This window comes from Streptococcus sp. oral taxon 071 str. 73H25AP, assembly GCF_000146755.1.
GTDB lineage: Bacteria > Bacillota > Bacilli > Lactobacillales > Streptococcaceae > Streptococcus > Streptococcus oralis_T.
On record NZ_GL397254.1, the window covers coordinates 396014 to 408861 of the forward strand.

The 12848-nt window shown below is 42.7% G+C and carries 12 protein-coding genes; 11 read left to right on the forward strand and 1 reads right to left on the reverse strand.

All coding sequences use genetic code 11. From position 1 onward, the window contains the following. The first annotated feature begins 83 nt into the window (after nucleotides 1–83). The 6 genes from rpsO (at nucleotide 84) to HMPREF9189_RS04275 (ending at nucleotide 5576) form a co-directional block, all read left to right on the forward strand. Complete coding sequence (gene rpsO / locus HMPREF9189_RS04245; protein ID WP_001018251.1) at nucleotides 84–353, forward strand: 30S ribosomal protein S15; 270 nt, start codon at nucleotides 84–86, stop codon at nucleotides 351–353. A gap of 870 nt (nucleotides 354–1223) precedes the next feature. Next, entirely contained in the window at nucleotides 1224–1835 is a 612-nt protein-coding gene (locus HMPREF9189_RS04255; RefSeq protein ID WP_000531730.1) for a CadD family cadmium resistance transporter, read from the forward strand. Nucleotides 1836–2069: 234 nt separating this feature from the next. Then, the gene (locus HMPREF9189_RS04260) at nucleotides 2070–3116 is read left to right on the forward strand and encodes an iron ABC transporter permease (RefSeq protein WP_000949301.1); all 1047 of its coding nucleotides are present in this window, start codon (nucleotides 2070–2072) and stop codon (nucleotides 3114–3116) included. Between the two features lies 1 nt (nucleotide 3117). Further along, the gene (locus HMPREF9189_RS04265; protein ID WP_000364118.1) at nucleotides 3118–3873 is read left to right on the forward strand and encodes an ABC transporter ATP-binding protein; all 756 of its coding nucleotides are present in this window, start codon (nucleotides 3118–3120) and stop codon (nucleotides 3871–3873) included. A gap of 19 nt (nucleotides 3874–3892) precedes the next feature. After that, nucleotides 3893–4903, forward strand: a complete 1011-nt coding sequence (locus tag HMPREF9189_RS04270; protein ID WP_000753265.1) for an ABC transporter substrate-binding protein — start codon at nucleotides 3893–3895, stop codon at nucleotides 4901–4903. Next, entirely contained in the window at nucleotides 4884–5576 is a 693-nt protein-coding gene (locus HMPREF9189_RS04275; protein WP_000058929.1) for an alpha/beta hydrolase-fold protein, read from the forward strand. Before HMPREF9189_RS04270 ends, HMPREF9189_RS04275 begins: the two co-directional genes overlap by 20 nt. Before the next feature lie 42 nt (nucleotides 5577–5618). On the opposite strand, the gene HMPREF9189_RS04280 is transcribed toward HMPREF9189_RS04275, so the two are convergent. Further along, nucleotides 5619–6368: a 1-acyl-sn-glycerol-3-phosphate acyltransferase gene (locus tag HMPREF9189_RS04280; protein ID WP_000500171.1), complete on the reverse strand. Its 750-nt coding sequence runs from the start codon at nucleotides 6366–6368 to the stop codon at nucleotides 5619–5621. Nucleotides 6369–6501: 133 nt separating this feature from the next. On the opposite strand from HMPREF9189_RS04280, the gene HMPREF9189_RS04285 reads away from it, so the two are divergent. The 5 genes from HMPREF9189_RS04285 to galE all read left to right on the forward strand — a co-directional run bounded on the left by HMPREF9189_RS04285 (nucleotide 6502) and on the right by galE (nucleotide 12845). Continuing rightward, nucleotides 6502–8838, forward strand: coding sequence for a cation-translocating P-type ATPase (locus HMPREF9189_RS04285; RefSeq protein ID WP_025168501.1), 2337 nt, complete (start codon nucleotides 6502–6504; stop codon nucleotides 8836–8838). Nucleotides 8839–8940: 102 nt separating this feature from the next. Further along, on the forward strand, nucleotides 8941–9618 hold the full coding sequence (locus tag HMPREF9189_RS04290; protein ID WP_000624057.1) for a tRNA (adenine(22)-N(1))-methyltransferase TrmK: 678 nt from the start codon (nucleotides 8941–8943) through the stop codon (nucleotides 9616–9618). Continuing rightward, the gene (locus tag HMPREF9189_RS04295; RefSeq protein ID WP_000881133.1) at nucleotides 9605–10402 is read left to right on the forward strand and encodes a Nif3-like dinuclear metal center hexameric protein; all 798 of its coding nucleotides are present in this window, start codon (nucleotides 9605–9607) and stop codon (nucleotides 10400–10402) included. The genes HMPREF9189_RS04290 and HMPREF9189_RS04295 overlap by 14 nt, the downstream gene beginning before the upstream one ends. A 16-nt stretch (nucleotides 10403–10418) precedes the next feature. Continuing rightward, nucleotides 10419–11522, forward strand: a complete 1104-nt coding sequence (locus HMPREF9189_RS04300; RefSeq protein ID WP_000754683.1) for an FAD-binding oxidoreductase — start codon at nucleotides 10419–10421, stop codon at nucleotides 11520–11522. Nucleotides 11523–11825: 303 nt separating this feature from the next. Continuing rightward, a complete protein-coding gene (gene galE / locus HMPREF9189_RS04310) occupies nucleotides 11826–12845 on the forward strand; it encodes a UDP-glucose 4-epimerase GalE (RefSeq protein ID WP_001156516.1) in 1020 nt (339 codons plus the stop codon). Nucleotides 12846–12848: the final 3 nt, after the last annotated feature.

A 12848-nucleotide genomic window follows, 5' to 3' on the forward strand; every position in this document is an offset into this window, starting at 1 on the left:
GTCGTAAAGACAAATAACTTCTTCTTGGTTACAGGCATGCCAACCTGTCACTCGGATGAAGCCAAATAAAAAGGAGAAACATCATGGCAATCTCAAAAGAGAAAAAAAATGAAATCATCGCACAATATGCACGTCACGAAGGTGATACAGGTTCAGTAGAGGTTCAAGTTGCTGTCCTTACTTGGGAAATCAACCACCTTAACGAACACATCAAACAACATAAAAAAGACCACGCTACTTACCGTGGATTGATGAAGAAAATCGGTCGCCGTCGTAACTTGCTTGCATACTTGCGTAAGAACGACGTTAACCGTTACCGTGAGTTGATCAACTCTCTAGGACTTCGTCGTTAATCTGCTTTATTTTCCACTTACATTGCGTTGTCACCTTACCTCGATATACTCAAGTATTATCTTCGGTTACGGTTCCTAGAACTGTAAGGTAAAATAAACCAGATCATCTCCCTTCGGGGAGATTTTTTATTTTCACTAGTTTTATAGTACAATCTTCGGCTTGTCGCTTAGTCTATAAACGTTTTATCCAGCAAGAATCATGATGCTAAGGGCGTTAAAAATCCGTATGAAAATAGGGAAAGGAAACAGTGTTCGATGAACACAAGGAGTTTCATCTTTTTCACTAGGATTTTAGCCCGAGCTCAAATCAGCTCTCTGACTTCAGAGAGCTTTTTTATTGAGGTTTTATCGGTCACAATTTTGGAGACTACAAAAACAAGTGTCAGCAGAGACATCAAGAGCCTTAGGTTTTATCGGTCACAATTTTGGAGACTACAAAAACCTTTAGACTCATATATTGGCTTATCTCCAGGTTTTATCGGTCATAATTTTGGAGACTACAAAAGCCTATCTGCTTTCTTTGCTGCAATTGGTCAAGTTTTATCGGTCATAATTTTGGAGACTACAAAAACCTCAAATGGTATCAGCTAATGACACCATGAAGGTGCGCAGTTACTCGGCTTTTCAAGCCGAGTAACTGTCTGCAAGCCCCCTCGGAGAGCCCACACTTTACGAAGTAAAGTATAGTATGTTATACTCTACATGGAAGTAGTCACCGAATTCCAGTTAGAAATTACTTTGTAACTACGTTTTGAGGAGGAGTAAAATGCTTTCCTACGTTCGACATTACCCACTAGCGATAGCTAAATTAATGTGTCTGTGCTCTCCTAAAATCTGCTGATTTATTACTAACTAATACAGGAGGTTTTTATGGGACAGACAATCATATCTGCTATTGGTGTTTATATTTCCACCAGTATCGATTATTTAATTATTTTAATTATTTTATTTGCACAGCTATCACAGAATAAACAGAAATGGCATATTTATGCGGGGCAATATCTAGGAACAGGCTTACTTGTAGGGGCGAGTTTAGTTGCTGCTTATGTCGTTAATTTCGTGCCTGAAGAATGGATGGTTGGATTGCTTGGTTTAATCCCTATCTATTTAGGGATTCGCTTTGCAATTGTTGGAGAAGGTGAGGAAGAAGAGGAAGAAATTATTGAAAGATTAGAACAAAGCAAGGCAAATCAACTGTTTTGGACAGTTACATTGCTGACAATTGCGTCTGGCGGAGATAATTTAGGTATCTATATACCTTATTTTGCTTCGTTAGATTGGTCACAGACCCTCGTGGCGTTGCTTGTGTTTGTAATCGGCATAATTATCTTTTGCGAGATTAGTCGGATGTTATCCTCTATTCCGTTAATATTCGAGACAATTGAAAAATACGAGCGAATCATTGTGCCCTTAGTATTCATTCTACTTGGACTATACATCATGTATGAAAATGGCACGATAGAGACTTTTCTGATCGTGTAGATTTTTTTGTTTCACTAGGATTTTAGCCCGGGCTCAAATCAGCTCTCTAATTTTAGAGGGCTTTTTATGTTGTCACTTTACCTCGATATACCCAAGTATAATCTTCGGTTACGGTTCCTAGAACTGTAAGACCAACTATATTCATTTTTTCTCAGCTTGTTACCTAGTTAAAAATATGGTATACTTTTTATGAGAATTTTCTAAATTTTTAAGATTCTATCAAAGGAGGATTGCATGCTTTCCAAATTTTCTGGAAGCCGACAGGACCTGCAGTTTGTGTTGTTTTTGGGTGTTTTGCTAAGTGTTTTAGGAATTTCACTTTTTTTAGCTGTTTCTATGGGGTCCGTAGCGATTGACTTAGGAGATACCTATCGGATCATTTTGAGCAGATTGGGATTTCCTCTTGAGATAGGAGAGGTTTCCAAGTCCACTCTTGCCATTGTATGGAACATGAGATTCCCCCGAGTATTGTTAGGTCTGATAGTAGGGGCTGGTCTTTCTATGTGTGGTAGCGTGATGCAGTCTACAGTGAACAATCCCATCGCAGAGCCTTATGTCTTAGGAATTTCTGCGGGTGCAACTCTAGGGGCAACTTTGAGCATCATTCTTGGTTTAAAATTGGTGATTAGCCTTGGAGCTTTCCTTGGAGCTATTTTGGCAACAATCGCTGTCCTTATCATTGCCTCTATGCAGGGAAGGATGACGACTTCTAGTCTGATCTTATCAGGAACGGTGGTCAACGCTCTCTTTCTGGCATTTTCCAACTTTATTATCTCTGTTGGCGCTAATGCGGACAGTGTGATGACCATTAAGTTTTGGACCATGGGTTCGCTTGCAGGGACTACCTGGTCTGACTTATTCTTGCCAACTATTGTGGTAGGAATAGCCTTTCTATTTTTCGCTACCCAGTATCGTGTTTTCAATGCGATGATGATGGGAGATGAGGCTGCTTTAACTTTGGGAATTCCCTTACGCTTCTATTGGTATCTTTACGTGACCGTTGTGGCTGTACTGACAGCTGTCTTAGTGGCAACTTGTGGGATTATTGGATTTGTTGGTCTGATTACTCCACATTTAGCTCGAGGGTTAGTAGGAACAAATTACAGGAGACTTTTTCCCGTTGCAACCTTGCTGGGTGCCCTCTTTGTCATCTGGGCCGATGTACTCTCCCGTATCATCATTCCAAATGCTGAGTTGCCTATTGGTATTTTCACAGCCTTAGTAGGTGCTCCTTTCTTTATCTACATTGTTGGAGGTAGGCGAAGGGAGGTGAGGGTCTGATATGGACTTGATTTGTCAGGATGTCCACTTTGGACTAGGAGAGAAAAAAATCCTCAAAGGAGTTTCTCTTAAGGTTGAGGGGCATCAATTTCACACGATACTAGGACCAAATGGAAGTGGGAAAACCAGTCTTCTTAAACTCCTCTATCGTCAGGAAAAGGCGGACAAAGGCTTGATAAGACTAGATGGAAAGCCACTGGAGCATTGGTCACTCAAAGAAACAGCCAAGCAAATGGCAGTTGTAACCCAGTTTAATCAATTGCAGTTTGATTGTACAGTTGAGGAAATCGTCTTGCTGGGAAGAACTCCCCACCTCTCTTTTTTACAGAAGGAAAAGGAAAGGGATTATGCCCTCGTTCAAGATGCTCTCGTCAAGGTGGATATGCTTGAGAAGAAAACTCGTCTCTATTCGTCTCTGTCAGGGGGAGAGAAACAACGAGTCTTATTAGCCCGCGCCTTGGCGCAAGAACCGACTCTCTTGCTCCTGGATGAACCTACCAATCACCTGGATATCAAGTATCAGCTAGACTTGTTGGCCATTGTGAAGAATCTCAATATCAATGTTCTAGCTGTCCTACATGATATTCAACTTGCTTGTCGCTATTCGGATTATCTCTATCTGATGAAAGAGGGAGAAATCCTTTACCAAGGGACTCCAAAAGAGACCATCACCCCTGAGTCATTGCAAACTGTATACGGAGTTCAAAGTCAGGTTACTTGGACCGAGGATCAGCAAGCGATGATTCACTATTTATAAGAATGAAAAGGAAAACAAGATGAAAAAAACACTAAGCATTTTACTCGTAACAGTAGCTACCCTAACCATGGCGGCTTGTGGAAATACTACTACAGAAAAAACTACCACACAGTCTAGCACAGAAACAAGTCAAAAAGCCAGCACAGAGACGACTTATCCACTCACGGTCAAGACCTATGATGCTAAGGGAAATGAAGTCGAACAAGTCTTTGACAAGGCACCTGAAAAAGTTATCACCAACAATCTGTCAACCACTGAAATCTTATTGGAGTTAGGCTTGAAGGATAAAATTGCTGGCATGCTTAACCCTGATAATGCTGTGACGGACAAATACAAGGACGCGATTGCGACTATTCCTCAAATCGGTGATAAAAAAACAGTCTCACAAGAGACAGTCCTTTCTTATGAACCGGACGCAGTAATGGGTCGAAACATGATGTTTTCTGAAAAATCCTTGGGGACAGTTAGCACTTGGAATGAAAATAAAATCCCAGTCTATACGCAAAAGGCTTCTCTCTCAACGATTCAGCAAGATTTGGGAAATATTGTAGAAGACGTTAAAAATCTTGGAATGATTTTCAATGTTCAGGACAAGGCTAATGAATACGCAACCCAATTACAAGCTAAAATTGACGCTGTTAAGAAAGCCAATCCAGCAAGCCAAGGTGAGAAGAAAAAGGCTTTGATTATGGTTGCATATAACGACGAAACCTTCGGCGCTTACAAGTCTGCTTTGCAAGAAAGTTTGTTGAATCAACTTGGTTATACCAACGTTGCAACGGGAACATCAGGATTGACCTTGGAAAATCTCGTGTCAATGGATCCTGAGTTGATTATCTATGTGACCAGCGACCGCAATAAAAAATTGGATGCCACAGCTGTAGAGTTGATGAAGAAAAATGCTGTTTTGGAAAATGTTCCTGCTATTAAGAATCAAAAAATCATGACCATCTCTTACGATGAGTTGATGGACTATGGTCCAGCAGTGATTGATTCCCTTGAGAAAATCAATGTCTTTATCAATAAATAATGAGTTTGATTGGGAAGGGATCCAAGTCAAGGTCAGCCTTCCTTCGACCTATGATTCCAATCAAACCTATCCAGCTATTCTCTTGAATGATGGAAACTTGGATTTCCTATCTTCCCTTTCAGAATCTGTGATTTTAGTGGGCTTGACCTCTAAAAATCGCCTAGACGACTACACTCCCTGGAAGGCATCTGCTCTGAGAGATGGGGCTCCAGATTTTGGTGGTCAGGCAAATGCCTATCATGGTCATTTATTTGGAGGTCTTTTAGACAAGTTGCAGTCGCTTTATCGCCTGGACAAAAATCGCCTTGCCTATGGGGGTTACTCACTAGGTGGATTGGCTGCTGTATACAGTCTTTTCCATTTTGACAAGGTCTCCTGTATTTTCTCTATCTGTGGTTCCTTTTGGTATCCTGATTTTACGACTTATTGCAGGGAAGAAAAGGTGAAAAATTTAGATTGTTTGCTGTATTTACAGAATGGTCAAACAGAAGGAGCCCATCATACCAATCGCTTGGCTCAAGCACCAGTCTATGCTGAGCAGATCCATACCAGTCTTCAGAAACGCTATCCGAATGGTCAGTTTGTCTTTGATCCCTATGGGCATCATGAACAAGTAGCTGAACGATTCCTAGCCTTTTCCAACTGGTTAGCCCAAAAATGGAAAATTGAATAAAAGAAATATCCCTTGGCAAAAGCCAAGGGATATTTGTATTTTTTAACCAAGAGCTTCTCTCTTCTTATCTGGATTCCAGATAAAGCTTGCGACGAAAGTAAAGATAATCGTTAGGATACCAACAATCACAGCAAGAATGAGGGCAGGGATGCGGACAAACCACCAGAGTGGGTTTGGTTTTTTATCATTGTGCCATTGCTTGGTTTCCTCGTCCAAACGTTGGAATTCTGCTTGGATACGGTCTGCAACCATTTCGATTCCTTCATCATTCATTTTCTTGATGTCTGAGATATCGATAGGATTTCCAAAGTTCATATCCACACGTTCACGGCTAACCAAGCCTTTCAAGGTCATGGGACCGATGTAGGTAACCGGCATGATACGGACCTTGGCCATTTTGGCAATCAAGGCTACGCCCCCCTTGACATCATTTGAGTGACGGCTCCCGCTTGGGAACATGATGAGAGAACGGTCGCTTTTTTTGAGGACGTTGATAGGGTATTTGATAGCAGAAGCGCTAGGTTTTTCCCGGTCGATAGGGAAGGCGCCACACATACGAATCCACCAGCCAAAGATACGGTTGTTAAAAAGCTCTTTTTTGGCCATAAAGATGAACTGTTTTGGCTTGGTTGCAAAGGCCATGTAAACAGGATCCCACCAGGTACGATGAGGAGCGACGAGGATATAGTTTTCATCTTGACTAGGGATTTTATCAGTATTGTGATAGTGGGCATTGCCGTTGATGGACCACAAGATCAGCATGACTAGTCCACGCAAATAAGTATAAAACATGAGATCTCCTTCAATTGTATTGCTTTTATTATTATACCTTATCAAAAGACTGCTGGCAAACTTTTTCAGTTATCAACCAACAGTTTTTGGATGAGATTAGAATTCTTCTAGAAAAAATGATATGATAGAATTCATGGATAAAAATAAGATAATGGGATTAACCCAAAGAGAAGTAAAGGAAAGACAGGCTCAAGGTTTGGTCAATGACTTTACCGCTTCGGCCAGTACCAGTACTTGGCAAATCGTTAAACGAAATGTTTTTACACTTTTTAACGCATTAAACTTTGTTATTGCTCTAGCACTAGCTTTTGTGCAGGCTTGGAGCAATTTGGTCTTCTTTGCTGTTATCTGCTTTAACGCTTTTTCTGGAATTGTGACCGAGCTACGGGCCAAACACATGGTGGACAAGCTCAATCTCATGACCAAGGAAAAGGTCAAGACTATTCGTGATGGTCAAGAAGTCGCTCTCGATCCTGAAGAATTGGTTCTAGGAGATGTCATTCGTTTGTCTGCTGGAGAGCAGATTCCTAGTGATGCGCGGGTTTTAGAAGGATTTGCGGAAGTTAATGAAGCCATGCTGACGGGTGAGAGTGATTTGGTGCAAAAGGAAGTTGAAGCCTTGCTTTTGTCTGGAAGTTTCTTAGCCAGTGGGTCAGTTTTGGCTTGTGTCCATCATGTTGGGGCAGAAAACTATGCTTCCAAACTCATGCTGGAAGCTAAGACAGTGAAACCGATCAACTCCCGTATCATGAAATCGCTGGACAGGTTAGCTGGTTTTACTGGGAAGATTATCATTCCCTTTGGTCTAGCTCTCTTGCTAGAAGCCTTGATTTTAAAAGGCCTGCCTCTCAAGTCATCCGTTGTAAACTCGTCGACAGCCCTTTTGGGAATGTTGCCTAAGGGAATTGCCCTTTTGACCATTACTTCGCTCTTGACAGCGGTGATTAAGTTGGGCTTGAAAAAGGTCTTGGTTCAGGAAATGTACTCTGTTGAGACCTTGGCGCGTGTGGATATGCTCTGTTTAGACAAGACGGGCACCATCACCCAAGGAAAGATGCAGGTGGAGGCGGTTCTTCCTCTGACGGAAACGTATGGTGAAGAGACTATTGCAAGCATTCTGACCAGCTATATATCTCATAGTGAGGATAAAAATCCTACAGCTCAAGCCATTCGCCAGCGTTTCCAAGGACAGGTAGCTTATCCCATGCTTTCCAATCTTCCTTTCTCTAGCGACCGCAAGTGGGGAGCTATGGAGTTAGAAGGGCTAGGAACGGTTTTCTTAGGGGCGCCTGAGATGTTGTTGGACTCTGAAGTACCAGAAGCCAGAGAGGCTCTAGAGAGAGGGTCACGTGTATTGGTCTTGGCACTCAGTCAGGAAAAACTAGACCACCACAAGCCACAAAAACCATCTGATATTCAGGCTCTAGCCTTGCTGGAAATCTTGGACCCGATTCGAGAAGGAGCAGCTGAGACGCTAGACTATCTCCGTTCTCAGGAAGTGGGCCTCAAGATTATCTCTGGTGACAATCCGGTCACTGTGTCCAGCATTGCCCAGAAGGCTGGCTTTGCAGACTATCACAGCTATGTAGATTGCTCAAAAATCACGGATGAGGAATTGATTGCCATGGCTGAAGAAACAGCTATTTTCGGACGTGTTTCCCCTCATCAAAAGAAACTCATCATCCAAACGCTGAAAAAAGTAGGGCATACAACAGCAATGACAGGGGACGGAGTCAATGATATCCTGGCCCTTCGTGAGGCGGATTGTTCTATCGTGATGGCTGAAGGAGATCCGGCGACGCGTCAGATTGCTAATCTGGTTCTCTTGAACTCAGACTTTAATGATGTTCCTGAGATTCTCTTTGAAGGCCGTCGCGTGGTCAATAACATCGCTCATATCGCACCGATTTTCTTGATTAAGACCATCTATTCCTTCCTGTTAGCGGTGATTTGTATCGCCAGTGTTCTTCTGGGACGGTCTGAGTGGATCTTGATTTTCCCTTTCATCCCGATCCAGATTACCATGATCGACCAATTCGTGGAAGGTTTCCCACCATTCGTTCTGACTTTTGAGCGAAATATCAAACCTGTTGAGCCAAATTTCCTCAGAAGATCCATGCTTCGTGCCCTACCAAGTGCCCTTATGGTCGTCTTCAGCGTTCTTTTTGTGAAAATATTTGGAGCGAGTCAAGGTTGGTCTGAGTTAGAAATGTCAACTCTCCTCTATTATCTCCTTGGGTCTATCGGTTTCTTATCCGTATTTAGAGCCTGCATGCCATTTACCCTCTGGCGTGTTCTCTTGATTGTTTGGTCAGTAGGAGGTTTCCTAGCTACAGCTCTCTTCCCAAGGATCCAGAAATTGCTTGAAATTTCGACACTCACAGGACAAACGTTGCCTGTTTATGGGGCTATGATGTTGGTCTTTACGGTGATTTTCATCTTGACAAGTCGTTACCAAGCCAGAAAATAAAGAAAGACTGCAATCTGTGGATTGCGGTCTTTTTTAGGTGCAAGATTGCTAGCCGAAATATGGTATAATAAGAGGTAATAGAGTTTTGGAAAGTGAGAGAAGATGATTTCAAAGAGATTAGAATTGGTGGCTTCCTTTGTGCCACAGGGGGCCATTTTACTAGATGTGGGGAGTGACCATGCTTATCTACCTATCGATTTGGTCGAAAGAGGCCAAATTAAAAGTGCCATTGCAGGTGAGGTTGTGGAAGGACCCTATCAGTCTGCGGTCAAAAATGTTGAAGCTCACGGCCTAAATGAGAAAATCCAAGTCCGTTTAGCCAATGGCTTGGCAGCCTTTGAAGAGACTGACCAAGTGTCAGTCATCACCATTGCAGGTATGGGTGGTCGTTTGATTGCTACCATATTGCAAGAAGGTTTGGAAAAGCTGGCTAATGTAGAGCGTTTAATCCTCCAGCCCAATAATCGTGAAGACGACTTGCGTATCTGGTTGCAAGATAACGATTTTCAGATTGTGGCAGAAAGCATCCTAGAAGAAGCAGGCAAGTTTTATGAAATTCTAGTTGTGGAAGCAGGACAAATGAAGTTATCTGCCAGTGATGTTCGCTTTGGTCCCTTCTTGTCCAAAGAAGTCAGCCCAGTCTTTATCAAAAAATGGCAAAAAGAAGCTACTAAGCTAGAATTTGCCCTTAACCAAATCCCAGAAAAAAATCTGGAGGAACGTCAAGTCCTAGCAGATAAAATTCAAGCCATCAAGGAGGTTCTCCATGCTAGCAAGTGAAGTGATTAAACGTTATGAAGCCTTTTGTCCGCAAGAATTTTCTATGGAGGGAGACAGTCGTGGTCTGCAAATCGGGACTCTAGACAAGGATATCCAAAGGGTCATGGTTGCCCTTGATATTCGTGAAGACACGGTGGCAGAGGCTATTGAAAAGGGTGTGGATTTGATTATCGCCAAGCACGCGCCGATTTTTCGTCCCATCAAAGACTTGGTTGCTAGCCGTCCGCAAAATCAGATTTACATTGATCTCATCAAGCATGACATCGCAGTTTATGTCAGCCATACCAATATTGACATCGTTGAAAATGGTCTCAATGACTGGTTCTGCCAGATGCTAGGCATTGAGGAGACGACTTATCTGCAGGAAACAGGCCCTGAACGTGGAATTGGTCGTATTGGTGACATTCAACCTCAAACATATGAAGAATTTGCTAGTCATGTCAAGCAAGTATTTGACCTAGATAGCCTTCGAATGGTGCATTATCAAGAGAGTGATTTGAAGAAGGAAATTTCAAGAGTTGGCATTTGCGGTGGTAGTGGTCAGTCTTTCTATCCTGATGCTTTGGCAAAGGGGGCAGATGTCTATATCACTGGTGATATCTATTACCACACAGCTCAGGATATGTTGTCAGATGGCTTGTTGGCATTGGACCCAGGCCACTATATAGAAGTGCTTTTTGTGGAAAGAATCGTAGCACTTTTTACTCAATGGAAGGAAGAGAAAGACTGGGGCATTGATATCTTGCCTAGTCAGGAATCGACAAACCCTTTCCACCATATCTAGTTAGAAGGTGAAGACAATGAAAAAAGTTGCCATTATTGGAGCAGGGATTGTGGGGGCAACAGTTGCCTACTACCTCTCGAAAGAAAGTGACCTTGAGGTAACCGTCTTTGACCATGGGCAGGGACAGGCTACCAAGGCAGCAGCGGGAATTATCAGTCCTTGGTTTTCAAAACGACGTAATAAAGCTTGGTACAAGATGGCACGCTTGGGGGCTGACTTTTATGTGGATTTGTTGGCTGATTTAGAAAAGTCTGGTCAGGAAATCGACTTTTACCAACGCTCAGGAGTTTTTCTCTTGAAAAAGGACGAATCCAAGTTGAAAGAACTCTATGAGCTAGCCCTTCAGCGCAGGGAAGAATCTCCCTTGATAGGCCAGTTAGCTATTCTGGACCAAGCGTCTGCAAATGAATTATTCCCTGGTTTGCAGGGATTTGACCACTTGCTCTATGCTTCTGGTGGGGCGAGAGTAGATGGCCACCTCTTAGTGACTCGTTTGCTAGAAGCCAGTCAGGTCAAGTTGGTCAAAGAAAAAGTGAGTCTGATACCTTTAGCATCCAGCTATCAGATTGGCGAAGAGGTGTTTGAACGGGTTATTTTGGCGACAGGAGCTTGGTTGGGGGACATTTTGGAGCCTTTAGGATATGAGGTAGATGTTCGTCCCCAAAAGGGGCAACTCCGAGATTATCAACTCTCCGAAGATCTAGAATCATACCCTGTTGTCATGCCAGAAGGGGAGTGGGATTTGATTCCTTTTGCAGGTGGGAAATTGTCCTTAGGCGCTACTCATGAAAATGACATGGGATTTGATTTGACGGTAGATGAAACCTTGCTCCAACAAATGGAGGATGCGGCCTTGCCTCACTATCCAGCCTTAGCTAAAGCGACTTCCAGAGCTGAGCGTGTGGGAATCCGTGCCTATACTCGTGATTTCTCACCTTTCTTTGGGCAAGTACCTGGTTTAGCAGGTGTCTATGCGGCTAGTGGTCTAGGTTCATCAGGCCTCACAACCGGCCCTATCATTGGTTATCATTTAGCTCAACTGATCCAAGACAAGGAATTGACTCTGGACCCAGTAAACTATCCAATTGAAAACTATGTCAAACGAGTAAAAAGCGAATAATACTCAATGAAAATCAAAGAGCAAACTAGGAAGCTAGCCGCAGGCTGCTCAAAGCACGGCTTTGAGGTTGTAGATAGAACTGACGAAGTCAGCTCAAAACACTGTTTTGAGGTTGTGGATCGAACTGATGAAGCCAGTAACCATACCAATCCACGGCAAGGTGAAGCTGACGTTGTTTGAAGAGATTTTCGAAGAGTATAAGCATTTTACTGAAATTTTAGTCTCCACTCTAGGATGGCAAATGACATTCCCTATCAAAAATGGTAAAATAAGAAAAAATAATTCGAGAATCGAGGAAAAAAGATGCAAGAAAAAATTTTGGTAACAGGTGGAGCAGGTTTTATCGGAACCCACACTGTTATTGAGTTGATCCAAGCAGGTCATCAAGTGGTTGTAGTGGATAATCTTGTCAATAGCAATCGTAAAAGTATAGAAGTTGTTGAGAGAATTACAGGGGTTGAAGTGCCTTTCTATGAGGCGGATATCCGTGATACAGATACTCTCAGAGATATTTTCAAGCAGGAAGAACCGACTGGTGTCATTCACTTTGCGGGCTTGAAGGCTGTTGGCGAATCAACCCGTATCCCTCTTGCCTACTATGACAACAATATCGCTGGAACTCTTAGTCTTTTAAAAGTTATGGAAGAAGCAAACTGTAAGAATATCATCTTCAGTTCTTCTGCGACAGTATATGGAGATCCTCACACGGTTCCAATCTTAGAAGATTTCCCACTTTCAGTGACCAATCCTTACGGTCGTACCAAACTCATGCTAGAAGAAATCTTGACCGATATCTACAAAGCAGACTCAGAATGGAATGTGGTCTTGCTTCGTTACTTTAATCCAATTGGAGCACATGAGAGTGGAGATTTAGGAGAAAATCCAAACGGTATTCCAAACAATCTCTTACCATATGTGACTCAGGTAGCTGTTGGAAAATTAGAGCAAGTGCAAGTCTTCGGAGACGATTACGATACGGAAGATGGCACTGGTGTTCGTGACTATATCCACGTTGTTGACTTGGCTAAAGGTCACGTTGCAGCTCTTCAAAAAATCCAAAAGGGGTCTGGCCTTAACATTTATAACCTTGGAACAGGCAAGGGCTACTCTGTTCTTGAAATTATTCAAAATATGGAAAAAGCAGTGGGACGTCCTATTCCTTACCGCATCGTAGAACGCCGCCCAGGAGACATCGCTGCCTGCTATTCAGATCCTGCAAAAGCCAAAGCAGAACTCGGCTGGGAAGCAGAATTTGATATCACGAAAATGTGTGAAGACGCATGGCGTTGGCAAAGTAAGCATCCAAACGGATTTGAAGACTAAGAT